This window comes from Streptococcus infantis (genome assembly GCF_018499575.1).
GTDB classification, from domain to species: domain Bacteria; phylum Bacillota; class Bacilli; order Lactobacillales; family Streptococcaceae; genus Streptococcus; species Streptococcus infantis_K.
Genome location: NZ_JAHDAP010000001.1, coordinates 977,369 through 997,327 on the forward strand (window position 1 = coordinate 977,369; position 19,959 = coordinate 997,327).

A 19,959-nucleotide genomic window follows, 5' to 3' on the forward strand; every position below is an offset into this window, starting at 1 on the left:
CGATTGTTTCCTTCACAATCGCCTCTTTCATTATTGAACCCATTCACCATTATAGTTGACGTAGTAACCATCTACAGTAGTATTCACAGCTAGGGCACCTGAACTATAGGCATAGTACCATTTCCCATTGACTTGGAACCAGCCTGTCTTCATATCGCCATTACTTGCATTGAGATAGTACCAAGTTGAAGCGTCTTGAAGCCAGCCTGTTGCCATAGCTCCTGATGAACGAAGATAGTACCAATCGCCATTGATAGAAACCCATCCTGTTTTCATATCACCGTTTTGGACATCAAGATAATACCAAGTTGATCCTTCTTGATACCAGCCAGTTGCCATAGCACCTGATGAACGAAGATAGTACCACTTGTTACCAAGATATTGCCAACCAGTTTGCATTGTAGCAGTTGTTGGATCTAGATAGTACCAAGTTGAGTTATCATTGATCCAGCCAGCACGTCTTTCACCACCAAGATAGCTTTCTCCACTAATGTCTGTTTCAGCTAGATAATACCAGTTAGACTGATCGTAAAGCCAACCTGTTTTTAATGAATGATCTTGATTAAAGTAGTAGTTTGCTAATTTAAGAACTTCTGGACCTTCAAAGCCTTCACCATACTTTTTGCCAACAGTTAACGAATCCTTAGCCTCTAATTGTTGCCAGCCAACAAACTCTTGTAGTACCCCATTTTTATCAAAATAGTACCACTTCTGTTGAAGGCCAATTTCGAAGACTGGACGATTATCAAATAAATCATCACGATAACCCGTCCCAGGAATTTCTAAGTATTGCCAACCGACAACCATTTCTCCACTATCACCAAAATAGTAAGTTTTACCGTCTATTTTATGCCAATAGATTGCTTTATGGTCATCTTTTATATAATATTTTCTACTGTCCTTATCAACAAACTGACCACCTGTAGTATCTGCAAATACTGTATTTGTTGCTAACAGACTAAAGAAAAATACTGTTAGGCTAACTTGCATCATTTTTTTCAAAAAATTCATACGTGTTTCCTCCAAAACAATTGTAGCAAAGACTAAACTACATGTCAATATATACAATCCTCAAAAAAAAACAGTTGCATTTCTGTAACTGCTTTTCTATTCTTGCATGGTGTAACCCACACCACGAACTGTTTTGATATAGCTTTTTTGACCTTTTACGTCAAGTTTACTACGTAGATAACGGATATAAACATCCACGATATTGGTTTCGGTCGCACTTTCATACTTCCAAACACTTTCCAACAACTGCTCACGAGTTAAAACCTTCTTGCTTCCCATAAGAGTCGCTAAAAGATCATATTCGCGGCGTGTCAAAGCAATCATCTCATCACCACGATAGACAGTATGGTGTTCAACATCCATACGCAGATTCCGATAGGATGTTGGAACTTTCATCTGACTACAATGTTGGTCAATGAAGTCCCGACCTCGAAAAATGGCTGAAATTCTTTCTACCAAATTTTCTATAATCACTGGCTTGTAGATATATGAAACAGCAAAACGTTGGATTGTTTCAACTTGGTCTTGCAATTCTTCTCTATGGTCCAAGACCATGATAACCGAAGCTGGCTTAGTCCGACTCAACTGTTCTGCAAAATCCTGGGCTGTCATATCCCCTAGATGAGCATTCAGTAAAATCAAGTCATAGTCTGTCTGAAGAGCCATGGAGAGGGCTTTTTGTCCCTCTTCTACCTGATCAACTCGGTATTGCTCTTTTTGGAGTTCCAGACTTAAAAAATGAGCTAGATTTCTTTCTTTCTCAAGTAATAAAATCCGTTTCCCCATGGCTGACCTACTTATTTTTCGTCATACCAAGAGTAGTGGAATGTTCCTTCTTTGTCTTTACGTTGGTATGTGTGGGCACCAAAGTAATCACGTTGTGCTTGGATCAAGTTCGCTGGAAGGTCAGCTGAACGGTAGCTATCAAAGTAAGTAATGGCTGCTGAGAAGGTTGGTACTGGTACACCAGCTTGAACCGCAAGAGCAACAATATCACGAACAGATTGTTGGTACTTAGCTGTTACATCCAAGAAGTACTCATCCAAAAGAAGGTTGGCAAGATCTGCATCACGGCTGTAAGCATCTGTAATCTTTTGCAAGAAACGAGAACGGATGATACATCCAGCGCGCCAGATAGATGCGATATCTGCAAATGGCAAGTTCCAGTTATTTTCTTTAGAAGCTACACGCAATTGCGCAAAACCTTGTGCGTAAGAAATGATTTTTGAGAAGTAAAGGGCTTGACGGATCTTTTCAATCAACTCAGCCTTGTCTCCTTCAAATTTGAAAGCAGCTGGTTTTGGAAGCACCTTGCTAGCGTGTACACGTTCTTCTTTATAAGTTGAAATGTAGCGCGCAAATACCGACTCAGTAATCAGTGACAATGGCACACCAAGGTCAAGAGCTGATTGGCTAGTCCATTTACCTGTTCCCTTGTTTCCTGCAGCATCCAAGATGTAGTCTACGATTGGTCCATCTTGACCTTCGTCGTCTTTGCGTCCAAGAATATCCGCAGTGATTTCGATCAAGTAGCTGTCCAATTCACCCTTGTTCCATTCAGTGAAGATTTCAGCCATGTCTTGAGCTGAAAGGCCAAGCAAGTGTTGCATAAGATCATAGCTTTCTGCAATCAATTGCATATCCCCGTACTCGATACCATTGTGGACCATTTTCACATAGTGACCAGCTCCATCAGGACCGATGTAAGTCACACATGGTTTACCATCTTCTGGTGCTTTTGCAGAGATTTCTTCAAGAACATCTGCTACCAATTCATAGGCTTCTTTTTGTCCACCAGGCATGATAGAAGGACCTTCAAGGGCACCTTTTTCACCACCAGAAACACCTGTACCAATGAAGTTGATATCAGAGTTTGCCAATTCTTCGTTACGACGGATGGTATCTTTATAGAAAGTATTCCCTCCATCGATCAAGATATCACCTTTATCCAAGTGTGGAAGAAGGGCTTGAATTGTCGCATCTGTACCAGGTCCTGCTTGAACCATGAGCATGATACGACGTGGTTTTTCGATTGAGTTTACGAAGCTTTCGATATCATAGCTTGGCACAAAGTTCTTTTCCGGATGGCAAGCAACAACATCTTCTGTTTTTTCTTTACTACGGTTATAGATAGCAACTGTGTATCCTCGAGATTCGATATTAAGGGCAAGGTTACGACCCATTACGGCCATACCAACAACACCAAAGTTTGCTTTTGTCATGTGACACTCCTCTTATTTAATATGTTTTATTTTATCACGTTTATCTGTGAAAAGAAAGAATTTTATAACAATTTGACTAGTAGTCTAAATCATCCGCATGGCCAGAACCATTCCCAACAAAGTATCCTGTCTTACAGTTTAGAGTGAAGAGATAAGTTCCATCTGGTTTATAAAGGTTGTAATAACCATTGCCATTAACGATATTTACAGGTTCCAAGATATATTGGTTTCCAGTGATATAGCCACGTGCACGGGATGTCTCAAGTATTCGTTCAAGGACACCATCTGCAAAAGTCCAAGCAGGATTACTAGTATCATTAACTACGGATTGATTATACGGCACTCGGCTAACACTTCTTTGCAAATTAACGCCTTCGCTCGACAAGCCACCATTCGTAGATGACACAGTCTCATTTGTTGAAGTAGATGGACTACTTTCTGTAGTTGGACTTGAAGCTTCTTGGCTAGCAGCAGTCGTTGAAGCTGTACTTGTTGTTGTACTTGCTAATTGACTCTTACCAAGACTGATTGCTTTATCTAGAAGTTTGTCAATTTCTGTATTACCAGTCTTGATATCTGTAAATTTAGCATCCGCTTTGATTTTTGCATTTGTATCCAAAACACCATCTGTAATAGCTGGAGTTTCAAATTGAGAATTTACTTCTTGAATTGCTTTTATCTGTGTTTCTAAGCTATCATATTTTGATTTGGCTAGAGTATGTTCTCTCGCTCCTTCAAGTTTATCTAGAAGTTCCTTCAATTGATTCAGTTGACTAAACTGGCTATTTTTAAGAGCTGTTTTGTTTTCATCAGTATAAAACGTGTCGTAGAGCGCATTAAATTGTTCATAGACCGACTGATTGCTTACCAAGTCTGAATCTGCAGCCTTAGTTTGAAGTTCTTGAGAAGAGCGCGCAATCTGACGATAAACGTAATAGCCACCTCCAAAAATCAAGAGGAATAGCAAAATAATGGCTGACAAAATCGCCCATTTCTTTTTATTTTTTGGTTCATCATCAACTTCAGTAGAACGAGAAAAAGGTTGTAGCTGATCTTCATTTTCCTCATAAACCACTCCCACTTCGGAGTTTTCTACCTCAGTCATTTCAACAGCTTCCAATTCACCCTTAAAAGGTTGCTCGAGAATTCTCGTTTCCTCTTCTTCAACTTCTTTAGCTAGAATTTCAGTTGTCTCTGCAGCTTCCGCAAGTGCAATGGCTTCCTCATCCGGATTTAATGTATTTTCTTGTTCAGCAGTTTCTCTCACTTCCTGGATCATATCATCCAAGCTTTGAGTAGACTCCTCTTTTTTCGTTTGTAAATTTTCAAATTTGTCTGCTTCGATTTCTTCACGGTGTTGCTTGATATATTTGTCTAAGATGGTATCATCTGGAGTCACACCTGCTTCGACCTCTTCGTTCTTGCGAATAGCCTGACCAACCGTTAAATCTTTAGCCTCTTCAAATTCAAATTTAGATTCTTGCTCACCTTTATGATGACGATCGCGTCTTTTCTTACTCATCTGCATTCCTTTCTTTTTTAACATCTTGCCTTTTCACACGTTGACCAAAATATTGATATAAATCAACTTTCAAGGTACCGTTATAGAGTTTCCGTTTTTTATCTGCCTGACTACCATATTTACTTTCAAAAGCTTCATCACTAGTCAGGATAAATTTACTCCATGTTTTAAGGGGAGCAAATACTTCTCCCATCTCAGCATAGAGCTTGGTTACTCCTGCATCATCTGACAAGCGTTCTCCATACGGTGGATTCGAAATAATAACTCCATTGATCTTGTCCGTTCGCAAATCCTGCACGCGCATCTGCTTAAAATGGATATCCTTAGAAACTCCCGCAGCCTGAGCATTTGCCTTAGCAATTTCCACCATGCGGCCATCGATATCACAGCCCATGATGTCTAGCTCAATTTCACGATTAATCTTCTTGCTAGCTTCCGTACGAATTTGCTGAATTAACCGGTCGCTAACCCAGTTCCAATCCTCGAAAGCAAACGAACGGCGTAAGCCTGGCGCCATATTACGAGCAATCATAGCTGCCTCAATACAGAAGGTCCCTGAACCGCAGGTCGGATCAATCAAGGGTTTATCAGGGTACCAGTTAGAAAGTTGCAAAATCGCAGCTGCCATGTTCTCTTTAATAGGAGCACCACCTTTTTCAGTACGATAACCTCGTTTGAAAAGACTAGAGCCTGTCGTGTCAATCATGATAGTCGCAATATCTTTAAGAATTGAAACCTCTATTTTAAACTCTGGACCATTTTCCATCAGCGGAACACCTTCTGGTCGAGCATAATGTTTCTGCAATTTCTTGACAACTGCCTTTTTAGAAATAGCTTGGACACTCGGTTCGTTATGAAGTTTTGATTTGACACACTTAGCCTTAGAGATTGGGAAACGTGCTCCGAGTGGAAGATAGTTTTCCCAATCTAAGGCAAAAACTCCTTGAAAAAGCTCTTCAAATGTTTTTGCGGGAAAAGTCCCAACAACAATCTTAATCCTATCAGCAGCTCGTAGCCACAGATTGCTTTCAACAATTGTCTTCACATCTCCTTCAAAGCGAACGCGACCATTCTCAACTTGACAATCATAGCCAAGTGCACGCACTTCACGACCTACAACAGCCTCTAAGCCTGCTGCAGCAGTCGCTATTAAGTTAAATGTTTGTTTCATGTCAGTCTTTAAAGACCTTTCTCTTGTTCACCTTTAAAAAATGAGGTTGAGAAAATTTCTCAGCCCCAACCTATATGCAATTTTCTATAAGCCATGTTTTGTTCCAGAAGCGACTAGGACCACTTCTTTCGATAATCATCTGTCTACCACTAACAGCTAGAAGCTGCTAGCAGTCAGAGTACTACGTTCGTTTCCGCGCACTCCATGCCCCGACCAAAATTTGGGTTGCTAGCTTGAGGGGTTTACCGCGTTCCACTCTCTCTGTTTCCAGAGAGACTTCGTCACTGTGGCACTTTCAGAGCTACTAAAACATATCCGAAAACTTAGTCTATTCACTCGCCGTAACGATTTCTCGTCCCTAGGCTTATGGTTTCGCCTAGCACAAACACTACAGGCATCACAGCCTGTGCTAGCATGGACTTTCCTCATGAAAAGATAAACTCTCCACGCGATTATCCAAAAATTGCACAACTGTATAATTCTTAGAAATCAGAATTTTCTACAATTTGTTTGCCAAATACTTCTTTTTCAAGACGATTCAAGCGTTTCAGGATATCAAAATTAGTCATAGAAGTCGTACTTCCAAGCTCAGCAGGTTCAGACGTTACAGATACAGGTGCCGCCTGAGGTTTGTTCGCCAATTGCTCTTTCAATTCTGCGACTTCCAAACGTAGTGATTTAACCAACGCTGCATAGGTTTCATAGTCCTTGATAACGTCATCTAAGAATTCATCTACCTCTGCTTTACTGTATCCACGTACTTCTCTTCCGAAATCCTGCTCAAAAATATCCTTTGCTGTAAAAATAATACTTGCCATGTCTCTCTCCATTCTCAGTTACTAGTATTATTATATAAAAAAAGGCAAACAAAAAGCAAGGTCAAAGCCTCAATTTTCGGAAAAATTTTCGGCTATTTCGTTTAATTCCTCAAATGTTAATCTTTTTGTCATATAGTTGTCTTTCTTTTTCATCAGTTCGTAAAAAAATCTCAGTTTTGTTTCATTTTCTTCATCGTAAAAAAGATAGGCTCCATCTGTATTTTCGAGTAAAAAAATCTGATAATCTCTCAATTGGACTTTGTGCTCATAAGTTGGATAGGCATATTTGACAAAATCGACCTGTTTAAAATCACTCAATTTGACCTGGTTAGCCTCATTCCAGTTTGATCCATGTGTCTCAAAATCAAAAATAGTCGCTAGTTGAAATTCATAGGCCTCCTTCATGTCTCTAGCTACTTCTAAGACCCAGTGTTCAAAACCAAGAGTGCCTGTGAAAACTAGCCATTTCAACCCTTCCTCAGCTAATCTTTCCAAATCTCTACGAATGGCTTTTTTGATAATTTTTAACCGAATATCCTTTTCATTTAACAATCCTAAATCAAAAGCTGAGTATCCTAAAACCAAGGCTGTATGCATTTTTTCACCCTTTCTGTTGACCTTTGTGGTATAATAGAGTGATGTTATTGTACCAATAAGGAGGATTATGGTCAACTATCCACATAAACTTTCATCTAAACCAAGTAAAACTTCTCTGCCCCAAACTAAAAATTTCGCAAATCGAGGGATGAGCTTTGAAAAGATGATAAATGCTACGAACGACTACTATCTATCACATGGAATAGCAGTCATTCACAAAAAGCCAACCCCAGTTCAGATAGTTCGAGTCGACTACCCTCAACGGAGTCGCGCTAAAATTGTCGAAGCCTATTTTAGACAGGCTTCAACTACTGACTACTCGGGTGTTTATGAAGGATTTTATATCGATTTCGAAGCCAAGGAAACCAGACAAAAAAATGCTTTCCCGATGAAGAACTTCCATTCTCATCAGATTCTGCATATGGAACAGGTTCTTGAACAAAAGGGTATATGCTTCGTCTTAATCCACTTTTCTTCTTATCAGGAGACATATTTATTACCGGCGATTGACCTCATCCATTTTTATCATCAGGATATGGGAAAAAAATCAATGCCGCTTGATTATATTCGAGATCATGGTTATGTGATTGAGCAACAAGCCTTTCCTCAAATACCATACCTCGATATCGTCAAACAACATTTACTAGGTGGTAAAACAATATGAATAAACATTTTTTCTGGCGCATTGCTAAATATCTAGGAATTGGATTTTTAGCAGCTTTTATTGCTGCAATATTGATTGGTGGAAGTGTCTTCTTCTACTATGTATCTAAAGCACCAGAACTTTCTGAAAGCAAACTTGTCGCAACAACTTCAAGTAAAATTTACGACAGTAAAAACGAATTGGTTGCTGACTTAGGAGCAGAGCGTCGTGTTAATGCTCAAAGCAGTGACATTCCTATTGAACTTGTAAATGCAATAGTATCAATTGAAGATCATCGCTTCTTTAATCACAGAGGAATCGATAGCATTCGAATAGCTGGAGCTTTCCTGCGAAACTTAACTAGTAGAGGTGGCCTCCAAGGTGGTTCAACCTTGACGCAACAGTTGATAAAATTAACTTACTTTTCAACATCATCATCAGACCAAACAATCGCACGTAAGGCCCAAGAAGCTTGGCTAGCTATTCAGTTAGAAAGAACTGCGACCAAACAGGAAATTTTGACATATTACATCAATAAAGTATACATGTCAAATGGTAACTATGGAATGCAAACTGCAGCTCAAAGTTACTATGGTAAAGATTTAAAAGACCTATCAATTCCACAACTTGCTCTTCTAGCCGGAATGCCACAGGCACCTAACCAATACGATCCTTATTCTCATCCAGAAGAAGCAACAGAACGTCGTAATCTAGTCCTATCAGAGATGCAAAAGCAAGGCTATTTAACAGCTGAACAATATGAAACGGCTATAAATACACCTATCACTGATGGTTTACAAAGTCTTAGAGGAAGCAACTCCTATCCTCCATACTTAGACAATTACCTCAAAGAAGTGATTGAACAAGTTGAAACAGAGACAGGCTACAACCTTTTAACTACTGGAATGGATGTCTACACTAACGTAGACCAAGACGTTCAAAAACGACTTTGGGATGTATACAACACGGATGAATATGTAAACTATCCAGATGATGAAATCCAAGCAGCTTCTACTATTATTGATGTATCAAATGGTAAGGTTATTGCTCAACTCGGCTCTCGCCACCAAGCTAGCAACGTATCTTTTGGTATTAACCAAGCCGTTGAAACCAACCGTGACTGGGGTTCTACCATGAAACCAATCACAGACTATGCCCCTGCATTAGAATATGGCATTTATGACTCTACTGCCTACATGCTGAAGGATGTTCCGTACAACTATCCAGGCACTAACATTCCTGTTTATAACTGGGATAGGGGGTATTATGGTAATATTACCCTTCAAACTGCTATCCAACAATCTCGTAACGTACCAGCCGTTGAAACTCTCGATAGAGTTGGACTCGATAAAGCAAAAGGTTTCCTAAATGGTTTAGGCATTGATTATCCAACCATGGTATACGCAAACGCAATTTCAAGTAATACGACCGAATCAGGTAAACAGTACGGTGCAAGTAGTGAAAAAATGGCTGCTGCCTATGCTGCTTTCGCTAACGGTGGTATCTATTATAAACCAATGTACATCAATAAAATTGTCTTCAGTGACGGTAGTTCAAAAGAGTTCTCTGATCAAGGTACTCGCGCTATGAAAGAAACAACTGCCTATATGATGACAGAAATGATGAAAACAGTATTATACTCTGGTATAGGTCGAGATGCTTATATTTCATGGCTTCCACAAGCAGGTAAGACTGGTACATCAAACTATACTGATGAAGAGATTGAAAACCATATTAAAACCGATCAGTATGTCGCACCTGATGAAATGTTTGTAGGATATACCCGCAAATATTCAATGGCTGTTTGGACAGGTTATTCAAACCGTCTCACTCCTATCAAAGGAGATGGATTTAGAGTCGCTGCCAATATCTATCGTTCAATGATGGAGTACCTTTCCGAGGATGACCACCCAGGTGATTGGACAATGCCTGAGGGCTTGTATCGTAATGGTGAGTATGTCTTCAAAGTCGGCGCTCGTAGTAACTGGATCCCTCAAACAACTCAACAATCCTCAACAACAGCTTCCAGCTCAACAACTGAAAATCAAACTTCAGTAGCTGAAACTACTAGCCCAAATACCGCTCAGAATCCAACTGCTCCAAATACAAATCAAAACCCTCAACAAAATCAAAATTCTCAAGGACAACAATAATCAATAAAAACCTAGGAAACATCTTCCTAGGTTTTTATTTACCAAAAGATGGAGTTAATCACTAACTCCATCTTCTTTTATTTTACATGGTTTGCAAGATCTTCTTGCGCTTTTTTATTAGATTCTTCTTTTTCTTTCTTCCATTTATCTTGAGCTTTTTGATATTCATCAGCAGTTACTGGTTTATCTTGAAGTTCAAGGTACTTGTACAAGAGGGCTTCACTCATACCCTTGTTACCTGAGTATGCAAATGGAAGAGTATATGGCACCATCTTAGACAACATTGGACGTCCAGTTTGAGAAGTTGTTGGAATAATCAAAGCGCTATCTGTCAACCAAGCTTGGGCCGCAGCATATTTATCATAACGTTTTGAAACATCAGTGTTTTCGTTTCCGGCTTCAACAACCATCTTTTCATAATCTTCCAAACCAACTTGTTTGGCAGCAGCGTTGTTTGTACCAGCATCAAATCCTAGATAAGTCTTAGTATTTTCACCAACAGATGGTTTGATGATATCAAGGTAAGTAGATGGGTCAATGTAGTCTGGAGACCATCCAACGTTATCTGAGAGATCCCAATCTTCTCCAGCAGCTGTTTCAGCAAAGTAGGTAACATTTAAGACTTCATCTTTTTGAAGTTGTTGAATATCAACAACGACATTGTCAGTTCCTAATGTTGCTTCAAGTGATTGTTTCAATGACTGAACACGTTGAACTTTTGTAGTATTAGTTTGGTCAACTGGCATATCCAAATGAATTGGGAATTGAACGCCCTCTGCTTGGAGAGCTGTCTTAGCTTTAGCAAATTCTGCCTTCGCTTTTTCAGGATTGTATAGACCATCTTGAGCATCATCTAGATTCACATCTTTCCACTCGTCACCATAGGTTACCAATTTTTCTTTAACTAAGTCACCAAAGTTTTTACCATCAGCTTGAACAAATGTTGGTGGTACGAACAAGTTACGAAGAAGTTTGCTTGCTCCGCTTTCTCCATTAACTTGAGAAGCATAAGCTGTTCTATCAAAACCAAAGGCGATGGCTTGACGGAAGTCTTTGTTTAGGAGAGCTTTCTTAGTTGATGTCTTTTGCTCATCTGTAGTCTTAGAAGTGTACTTGTAAGACTGACGGTCAATATTTGTCCCAACTAAGAAAGTAGCAGAATCTTGTGGTGTATAAACGATGTTATCCTTAAACTCTTTTTCAAGTTCAGGATATCCTGCACTTGTCGGGAAGAGACGAGCCATTGAGAAGCCGCCATCCTTAAAGGTGTCTGCAAGTTTGCCTGTATCTTGACCATCCCAGAATGATAGTTTTACTTTATCAATATGAACATTGTCCTTATCCCAGTAGTTTGGATTCTTTTCAAATTCTACTGAAGATTTTGCTACCAATGATTTCAACAAGAAAGGACCGTTGTAAAGAATACTGCTTGGATCAGTTGCTTTGGCAAAGTCACTTCCTTTAGAAGTAAGGAATTCTTCATTGACTGGTGCAAGAATACCCATGGTTGTCTTAGAGTTCCAGAAGCTTTCTGGTTTATTCAAAGTATATTGAACAGTTTGATCATCAACTGCCTTGATTCCAACTTCTGAGAAGTCTTTTACTTCACCTTTGACATAAGCGTCAAGACCTTTAATGGATTCTTGAACAAGATAAAGGGCTTCTGACTTATTATCAGCTGCATATTTAAGACCTGTTACAAAGTCTTGAGCTTTCACGGGCGCATATTCTTCACCCTCAGAAGTGTACCACTTAGCATCTTTACGGATTTTGTAAGTGTAAGTCAAACCGTCTTGAGATACAGACCAGTCTTCTGCCATTGATGGCACAAAGTTCCCATAGCGGTCATTTTCCATCAAACCATCAATGACGTTACTAGTGATATTAGCAGTTGCAGCTTTACCAGTTGTCAAATAGTTGAGGTTGTCTGGGTCAGTTTCATAAACGTAAGAAAAAGTTTTCTCACCTTTTGCACTAGAGCCCGAACCCGAACAAGCTGCCAAAACACCTGACGCTAACAGAGTCACTCCTGCTAGGGCCATTACTTTTGAAAATTTCATAATAAACTCCTTTTTGACTTTTTATACATTATAGTCCCTTTTCAGCCAAGTGTCAATACAATTTTCAGAATTTTTCAAATTAATTTGAAAATTTTTTCTTCCTCTATTTCTAATATGAAAATCTTTTTAGGAAAATTTCTATTATAGCCGTTTATCAACTATATCTTTATGATATAATGAAATAAGAAAGTTGAAAGGAAATGCCATGTCAAAAGAAGTTATTGTTGAAAGTTTTGAACTAGATCATACGATTGTAAAAGCTCCTTATGTCCGCTTGATTGGAGAAGAGACTGGACCGAAAGGAGATATCATTTCTAACTTTGATATCCGCTTGGTTCAACCAAATGAGGACTCTATCCCTACTGCTGGACTTCATACTATTGAGCACCTCTTGGCTAAGCTAATCCGTACTCGCATCGACGGTATGATCGATTGTTCACCATTTGGTTGCCGAACAGGGTTCCATATGATTATGTGGGGACGTCATTCTAGCGCTGAAATCGCAGCTGTCATCAAGGATTCTCTAAAGGAAATCGCTGAAACAACAACTTGGGAAGATGTCCCAGGAACAACTATTGAATCTTGCGGAAACTACAAGGATCACAGCCTCTTTTCAGCTAAGGAATGGGCAAAATTGATTTTGGAACAAGGAATCTCAGACGATGCCTTTGAACGTCATGTCATCTAATAATAAAAAAGAAACCAGCTTTTGAACTGGTTCCTTTTTTTATTTTCAAAACTTGATTTAGGCTTTTTCACGAATGACCAAAACACCATCTTCCATGTCAGCTTCTAGGTGTTTAGCATCAAGATTATCCAAGTGGAAATCTGTCACTTTATCTCGGATTTGTTGTTCAACCACACGACGGAGTGGACGAACACCCATAACTTCATCATATCCTTCTTCAGTCATGTATTCTTTAGCAGCTTCGCTAACTGCCAAGTCGATTTCTTTCTTAGAAAGGGTTTTATTGACATCAATTAACATCAAATCAACAATCTTAGAAAGATCTTCCTTGCTCAAGTGTGAGAATTCGATCACAGCATTGAAACGGTTCAAGAATTCTGGACGGAAGTAAGGTTTCAATCGATCCATGAGTTCTGGTTTGTCCGCATCTTCTGTCAAATTCGCTTCGTAACCAAATCCAGCGTTTGAAGTAGCGATAATCACTGTATTCTTGAAGTTAACCGTGTTTCCTTGACCGTCTGTCAAACGACCATCATCCAAAACTTGAAGGAGAAGTGTAATCACTTGAGGATCTGCCTTTTCAATTTCGTCAAGAAGGATGATTGAGTAAGGATTGCGACGTACACGTTCTGTCAAGGTATTGTTGTTGTCATCGTAACCAACGTAGCCGGCAGTGGTACCAATCAATTTAGATACAGCTGTACGATCGCTGTATTCTGACATGTCCAAACGGATGATGGCATCTTTGGTACCGAACATATCAAGGGCCAATTGTTTAGCCAACTCAGTCTTACCGACACCGGTAGGTCCTACAAAGAGGAAGCTACCGATTGGACGGTTGCCTTCGTCAAAGCCTGCACGGTTCCGACGAATAGCACGTGCTACGGCTTCAACGGCCTTATCTTGACCGATAACCTTGGTTTGCAAACGGTGACCCATATCTTTCAAACGTTCGATATCAGTTGCACCCATTTGAGAAACTGGAATCCCCGTCATCCGTTCTACTGATTCAGCCACATCGTTGATTGTTGCTGTTACTTTATGGTCTTCCGTATGGTTGGCAATTTTCTTTTCAAGTTCTTCAATACGAACCTTAGCATTAAGGGCTGCTTCATAGTCTTCTTTAGCGGCAGCTTCTTCTTGTTTGGTTTTTTCCGCTTGAATTTCGTGCTCAACTGCATGAACATCTGTCACGGGATGTTGTGCTGCCAAGTGAGCAGCTGTCACATCCACAAGGTCAATAGCCTTATCCGGCAAGCTACGTTGTGGAATGTATTGAACAGAGTAATCAACAGCTGCTTTCAATACTTCATCTGGCAAGATGACGTTGTGGTGTTGTTGATAAAGATCACGAATACCTTGAAGAATCTTGAAAGTATCTTCTGCAGATGGTGCATTAACTTTCACTTCGTTGAAACGACGAGCAAGGGCTGCGTTTTTCAAGATGGTATTACGATATTCATCTTGAGTTGTTGCCCCAATCACTGTCAATTCACCACGAGAAAGAGCTGGTTTCAAGATATCAGCAAGACCTTTAGACCCTTGACCATCCCCTGTGCTACCTGCACCAAGGATTTGGTGGATTTCATCGAAGAAGAGGATAATATTTCCAGCTTCTTTAACCTCGTTTACCAAGTTTTGAATGTTTTCTTCAAAGCTACCACGGTATTGAGTACCAGCTTCAAGTCCAGAAATATCAATTGAAATGATTTCTTTGTTCTTGATTGCTGCTGGAACGTCTCCATTCACAATAGCTTGGGCCAAACCTTCTACTACTGCCGTTTTACCAACACCAGCATCACCTACTAGAACTGGGTTATTCTTTGTACGACGAGAAAGGATTTCAGATGTTTCTTGAATTTCCTTGTTACGTCCAATAACCGGATCCAGCTTCCCTTCACGTGCTTCTGCTGTTAAGTTACGTCCAAGTTTTGCAAGAATCCCATCTTGTTTCATACCTTTACCTTGAACGTACTGAGCTTGTTCACTTCCTTCGCTTGGAAGTTGACCGGTTTGACGGTAAATAGCGAATTCTTCAGGTGTTACTTCACGACCGTTAATCAAGTAACGACGGTTTTCTGAACTATATCCACGCATACCACCCATTAATTGGTTAAATAAATCATCCATGTTGTTAAAGTTATTAAAGTTGTTATTCATATTTCATACCTCGTTTGTTTCAAATTTATTTAGTCAAAACATTTTGACTTTCTCTGACCTTTGTTTTAAAAAATTTAGACTAGCTATTTGCTACTCTACGTATAATTTCAGGTTTTTCTTTATCCAATACAAGTTTTGTAATTGGACTTCTAAAAATACTAATGTTAACCATAGGTTGTACCTCTTTTCTAGGTTTTACCCATACTTTGATCTTAAGATAAATTACAAAATCACCTTAAAATCAAGGTTTTCTAAGGATTTTCTTATCCTATGTTCTTAGTATACTACTTTGGTCAGTATTAGTCAATAGATTTGACCAATTTTGACCAATTTTTTTTAAATATTTTTTTATATCAAAAAACCAGTCACTTTGACTGGTTTTTGATTTATTATTTATGAATCTTAGCTCAATGCATCATCCATTGAAAGAACTTCGTGGAAGACACGTTGTGTCAATTCAGTTTTTTGTTCTGGAGTGAGGTACTTAGTATTTACACAGTATCCTGAAATACGTACGATTACGTCTTCACCTGACATGATCTTTTCGTAAACATCGTTCAAGTCCATAACGTTCAAGTTAACGTGTTGTCCACCGTTTTCGAAGTAACCATCAAGGATTGTTACCAAGTTATCAACTTGTTCGTCACGAGTTTTACCAAGAGCACGTGGTGATACTTGAGTTGTCAATGAGATACCATCAGCTGCGTAACCAAAGTCAAGGCTAGCAAGTGAGTTCAAGTTTTGCAACCATCCACCTTTAGCTTTGTTAGATGGGTTCGCACCTGGTGAGAAGAATTCAAGTTTAGACAAGTTCACAGAACCATCTTCGTTGAGGTATACACCTTTGTGGACTGGTGAGTTACCAGTTTGTTTAGAGTAAGCAACGTTAGATGTGATTGTCAAAAGTGATACAGTAGCTTCTGCGTCTTTGTAAAGTTTGTGGCTACGTAGACGAGTTGTGTAAGCTTCGATCAACCATTCTGCCAATTCGTTTGAACGTGGGTCATCTTCACCCCAACGTGGGTATTCACCGATTGTTTCGTAATCGTAGATGTAGCCATTTTCGTCACGGATTGGTTTAACTGTAGCGTATTTGATAGCTGACAATGTATCAACAGTGTTAGCGAATCCACAGATACCGAATCCCATGTTAGCACGTTGTTTAGTTGGCAAGAAGGCCATTTGAACAGCTTCATAGTTGTACTTGTCAGTCATATAGTGGATGATGTTCAAAGCATCTACGTAAGTGTCAGTCAACCAGTCAAGAGATTTTTCAAAGTTAGCTTTAACTGATTCGAATTCAAGAACTTCGTCGCGGATTGGTTCGATGTCAAATACTTTGTAGTCTTTATGAACATCGTCGTAACCACCGTTCAAACCAGTAAGAAGAGCTTTAAGAACGTTAACGCGAGCACCGAAGTACTGGATGTTGTGACGTTGTTCTTCGTTTTCTGGGTCAAGTGGAGATACACAACATGAGATACAGCTCATTTCACCGTATCCGTCTTTAGCCATTGTTGTAACACCTTCATATTGGATTGAAGAGTGTTTGTGGCTCATGTGCATACAGTAGCGACGGAAGTTGTATGGCAATTTATCAGTCCAAAGAACTGTCAAGTTTGGTTCTGGAGAGTTACCGATATTGTCAAGAGTATTCAAGAAACGGTAGTCCATCTTAGTAACACGGTGACGACCATCGTTACCCATACCAGCCATAGAAGTTGTGATGAAGGTTGGGTCACCTGAGTACAATTGGTCGTAAGCTTTTGTACGAGCAAATTTAACTGTACGAAGTTTCATAACGAAATCATCAACAAATTCTTGGATTTCTGATTCAGTAAATGTACCACGAGCAAGGTCACGTTCTGCAAAAATATCCAATACGATTGGCACACGTCCAAGAGATGTAGCGGCACCGTTGATAACACGGCAGACAGCCATGAAGGCAATGTTTACCCATTGGATAGCTTCTTTAACGTTCATCGCTGGCTTACGAACATCAACTCCGTAAAGGTCACCCAAGCGAACAACTTGTTGCAATGCTTGGTATTGAAGGTTGATTTCTTCACGAAGACGGATTGTTTCTTCATCGATTTCTTCAATTGAGTTCCAGTCGTTTACTTTTTCTTGCATCAAGTAGTCTGCACCGTAAAGAGCAAGACGAGCGTAAACACCAATGATACGTCCACGTGAGTATGCATCTGGAAGACCAGTTACAGTGTGAGCGTGACGAGCGCGACGAATGTTTGAAGTGTAAGCGCGGAAGATACCGTCGTTAACAGTTGTTACGTATTTAGTGAAAATTTCGTGAACAGCTGGATCTGGTTCGTATCCATTTTCTTTCAAAGTAGTTTCTGCCATACGGATACCACCTTTTGGCATGAAGTTCAATTTGAAGAGTTCGTCGTTTTGGATACCATAAATCAATTCGTTTTCTTTGTCGATGAATCCTGCAGGGATGTCAGCGATAGAAGTTGGACGAGTGTCCATTGGGAAACGAGTTTCTTCGTAGTGTGCTTTAGTTTCTTCTACGATTTTTTTGATGTGAAGTGAACGTTCTGTTGGTCCTGCAAGGAAGCTTTCATCTCCATCATAAGGTGTGTAGTTAGCTTGTACAAAGCGTGATACACTTGCTTTTTCTTTCCAGTCAACACCTTTAAAGCCTTCCCAGGCTTTGTCAAAAATGTCCTGTGCTTCAACAACTGTCTTAACAACCATGTTAATGTCCTCTTTTATCTTTCTAGTAACAGTCATCTGTTACATTCATATATTCAGTATAACACACAGTAAACGATTTCAACAAGTGAAATCACACTTTTTAACCACTTTCTTTTATAATACAGTTTCGTTTTTCTTATAAACTGTAGTATAGTTTTGAAAAAGGGTTGACTATTTCCTATTTTTTCAGAAAAGGGGTATAATAAAGCTAGCAAATCTATCAAAGAAAGGCCATTTCATGCTGATATTTCCACTGATGAATGATTTATCTCGTAAAATCATCCATATTGACATGGATGCCTTTTTTGCTGCTGTTGAAATTCGCGACAATCCCAAACTAAAAGGGAAACCAGTTGTTATCGGTAACGATCCAAGGAAAACAGGTGGTCGAGGTGTTGTTTCAACCTGTAGTTATGAAGCGAGAGCATTCGGGATCCACTCGGCTATGAGTTCTAAGGAGGCTTATGAACGCTGTCCTCAAGCTATTTTTATTTCAGGAAACTACGAAAAATATAGAGAAGTTGGTCAACAGATTCGGGCTATTTTTAAACGATATACAGATAAAATCGAACCTATGAGTATCGATGAAGCCTATCTAGATGTGACTGAAAACAAACTTGGTATTAAATCTGCTGTTAAAATCGCACGTTTAATCCAGCAGGATATTTGGAACGAATTGTACTTAACCGCCTCTGCCGGAGTTTCCTACAATAAGTTTCTAGCTAAAATGGCCAGTGACTATCAAAAACCTAAAGGTTTGACTGTCATTTTACCTGATGAAGCTGAAGATTTTCTCAAACAAATGGATATTGCTAAGTTCCACGGTGTAGGCAAGAAAACAGTCGAGAAATTGCATCATATGGGTGTAGTTACGGGAGCTGATCTCCTAGAAATCTCTGAAATTACTCTTATTGATCGTTTCGGTCGCCTCGGATTTGACCTATACCGTAAAGCTCGTGGCATAGATAATTCTCCAGTCAAATCAAATCGTATCCGTAAGTCCATCGGTAAAGAAAAAACCTACAGCAAAATTCTCAACATAGAAGAAGATATCAAAAAAGAGCTAAGTCTCCTTTCGGAAAAAGTCGCCCTTAATCTTCAAAAACACGAGAAATCTGGAAAGATTGTCATTTTAAAAATTCGCTACTCTGATTTTTCCACCTTGACGAAACGAAAAACTTTAGAGCAGCAAACGCAAGACCCTGAACAAATTGCTCAAAGCATTATCCAACTCTACGAAACACTGAGTGATAAAGACAAGGGGGTTCGCTTATTGGGGGTCACTGTGACTGGATTTTAAAAACCTTGAAGGAATCTCCCCTCAAGGTTTTTTCTTATACAAATAAACGAACAAAGCTATAAAGTAGTAAGACACTACCAAGGACGATACGGTATTTACCAAACACCGTAAAGTCGTGTTTTTTGACATAGCTAGTTAAGAAACGAATGGATACCATGCTGACTGCAAAAGCAACTACCATAGCTACCAAGAGCAAGAAGAATTGACCAAAGCTCAACACTTCTCCCGCTTTGATAAATTTAAAAATCTTCAAAGCGCTGGCTCCAAACATAACTGGAATTCCTAGATAGAAGGTAAATTCAGTCACCACTGAACGACTAGTACCGTTCAACAAACCACCTACGATAGTGGCACCTGAACGACTAGTACCTGGCAAAAGGGCCAAGACCTGGAAAAGTCCAATATAGAGGGCTGTTTTATACGGTAATTTGTCTAACTCAGTGACTGTTGGCTCAATTGCTTGCGCTTTGTTGCGTTTTTCAAGAAAGATAAAGGCAACCCCATAAACAATCAACATAATGGCTACTGATACCATATTGTGAAAGTGAGTGTCAAACCAATCATCAAATTTAAAGACTAGAAGCAGAGGTAAAGTCGCAACAAAAACTTTGGACCATAACTGCCAAGTTTTACGAACTTGTACCTTATCCTTACCTGGCTTGAAGGGATTCAGCTTGTTAAAGTAGATAACCATAACGGCTAAGATCGCACCAAGTTGAATAACTACATTAAACATAGACATGAAGGCTTCATTTTGATCTTTATACTGGATAAACTCTTCCGCTAAGATTAAGTGGCCAGTACTTGAAATCGGCAACCATTCCGTAATTCCTTCAACAATACCAAAAAAGATTGATTTTAAAATTTCAATAAAATACATAGATTTCTCCTTTTTC

General features: G+C 39.4%; 15 protein-coding genes and 1 other RNA gene. 4 read left to right on the forward strand and 12 right to left on the reverse strand.

Translation table 11 applies throughout. The features are described from left to right. Positions 1 to 30: 30 nt before the first annotated feature. The 8 genes from KJR31_RS08610 to KJR31_RS04800 form a co-directional block, all read right to left on the reverse strand. Complete coding sequence (locus tag KJR31_RS08610; protein WP_214262319.1) at positions 31 to 1,011, reverse strand: N-acetylmuramoyl-L-alanine amidase family protein; 981 nt, start codon at positions 1,009 to 1,011, stop codon at positions 31 to 33. A 96-nt stretch (positions 1,012 to 1,107) separates the two neighbouring features. Then, positions 1,108 to 1,797 (reverse strand): response regulator transcription factor, encoded by a 690-nt coding sequence (locus KJR31_RS04770; protein WP_214262320.1) that lies wholly within the window; start codon positions 1,795 to 1,797, stop codon positions 1,108 to 1,110. A gap of 11 nt (positions 1,798 to 1,808) precedes the next feature. Then, entirely contained in the window at positions 1,809 to 3,233 is a 1,425-nt protein-coding gene (gndA, locus tag KJR31_RS04775) for an NADP-dependent phosphogluconate dehydrogenase (protein WP_214262321.1), read from the reverse strand. 76 nt (positions 3,234 to 3,309) lie between these two features. Beyond that, on the reverse strand, positions 3,310 to 4,755 hold the full coding sequence (gene mapZ / locus KJR31_RS04780) for a cell division site-positioning protein MapZ (RefSeq protein ID WP_214262322.1): 1,446 nt from the start codon (positions 4,753 to 4,755) through the stop codon (positions 3,310 to 3,312). Then, positions 4,748 to 5,926, reverse strand: a complete 1,179-nt coding sequence (locus KJR31_RS04785) for a THUMP domain-containing class I SAM-dependent RNA methyltransferase (RefSeq protein WP_214262323.1) — start codon at positions 5,924 to 5,926, stop codon at positions 4,748 to 4,750. The genes mapZ and KJR31_RS04785 overlap by 8 nt, the downstream gene beginning before the upstream one ends. An 82-nt stretch (positions 5,927 to 6,008) precedes the next feature. After that, positions 6,009 to 6,390: RNase P RNA component class B (gene rnpB / locus KJR31_RS04790), an RNA gene on the reverse strand. Positions 6,391 to 6,408: 18 nt separating this feature from the next. Beyond that, positions 6,409 to 6,744, reverse strand: a complete 336-nt coding sequence (gene gpsB / locus KJR31_RS04795) for a cell division regulator GpsB (RefSeq protein ID WP_006150353.1) — start codon at positions 6,742 to 6,744, stop codon at positions 6,409 to 6,411. 69 nt (positions 6,745 to 6,813) lie between these two features. Beyond that, the gene (locus tag KJR31_RS04800) at positions 6,814 to 7,341 is read right to left on the reverse strand and encodes a DUF1273 domain-containing protein (RefSeq protein ID WP_214262324.1); all 528 of its coding nucleotides are present in this window, start codon (positions 7,339 to 7,341) and stop codon (positions 6,814 to 6,816) included. A gap of 67 nt (positions 7,342 to 7,408) precedes the next feature. Here KJR31_RS04800 and recU point away from each other — a divergent pair, with 67 nt between their 5' ends. Both recU and pbp1a read left to right on the forward strand, forming a co-directional pair. Further along, positions 7,409 to 8,005, forward strand: a complete 597-nt coding sequence (gene recU / locus KJR31_RS04805; protein WP_178895375.1) for a Holliday junction resolvase RecU — start codon at positions 7,409 to 7,411, stop codon at positions 8,003 to 8,005. Further along, positions 8,002 to 10,137, forward strand: a complete 2,136-nt coding sequence (gene pbp1a / locus KJR31_RS04810) for a penicillin-binding protein PBP1A (protein ID WP_214262325.1) — start codon at positions 8,002 to 8,004, stop codon at positions 10,135 to 10,137. The genes recU and pbp1a overlap by 4 nt, the downstream gene beginning before the upstream one ends. 77 nt (positions 10,138 to 10,214) lie before the next feature. Here the strand turns inward: pbp1a and KJR31_RS04815 are convergent, their stop codons facing one another. After that, positions 10,215 to 12,197 carry a peptide ABC transporter substrate-binding protein gene (locus KJR31_RS04815; RefSeq protein WP_214262326.1) on the reverse strand — a complete coding sequence of 661 codons (1,983 nt, stop codon included), beginning with the start codon at positions 12,195 to 12,197 and terminating at the stop codon, positions 10,215 to 10,217. A gap of 205 nt (positions 12,198 to 12,402) precedes the next feature. Here KJR31_RS04815 and KJR31_RS04820 point away from each other — a divergent pair, with 205 nt between their 5' ends. Continuing rightward, the gene (locus KJR31_RS04820) at positions 12,403 to 12,885 is read left to right on the forward strand and encodes an S-ribosylhomocysteine lyase (protein ID WP_178895378.1); all 483 of its coding nucleotides are present in this window, start codon (positions 12,403 to 12,405) and stop codon (positions 12,883 to 12,885) included. Positions 12,886 to 12,942: 57 nt separating this feature from the next. Here KJR31_RS04820 and KJR31_RS04825 read toward each other — a convergent pair whose 3' ends face one another. Next, positions 12,943 to 15,045, reverse strand: coding sequence for an AAA family ATPase (locus tag KJR31_RS04825; protein ID WP_214262327.1), 2,103 nt, complete (start codon positions 15,043 to 15,045; stop codon positions 12,943 to 12,945). A 402-nt stretch (positions 15,046 to 15,447) separates the two neighbouring features. Beyond that, a complete protein-coding gene (pflB, locus tag KJR31_RS04830) occupies positions 15,448 to 17,763 on the reverse strand; it encodes a formate C-acetyltransferase (RefSeq protein WP_049527379.1) in 2,316 nt (771 codons plus the stop codon). A gap of 238 nt (positions 17,764 to 18,001) precedes the next feature. Here pflB and dinB point away from each other — a divergent pair, with 238 nt between their 5' ends. Then, complete coding sequence (gene dinB / locus KJR31_RS04835; protein ID WP_214262328.1) at positions 18,002 to 19,063, forward strand: DNA polymerase IV; 1,062 nt, start codon at positions 18,002 to 18,004, stop codon at positions 19,061 to 19,063. Between the two features lie 34 nt (positions 19,064 to 19,097). On the opposite strand, the gene KJR31_RS04840 is transcribed toward dinB, so the two are convergent. Continuing rightward, positions 19,098 to 19,943, reverse strand: coding sequence for an undecaprenyl-diphosphate phosphatase (locus KJR31_RS04840; protein WP_214262329.1), 846 nt, complete (start codon positions 19,941 to 19,943; stop codon positions 19,098 to 19,100). Positions 19,944 to 19,959 lie beyond the last annotated feature (16 nt).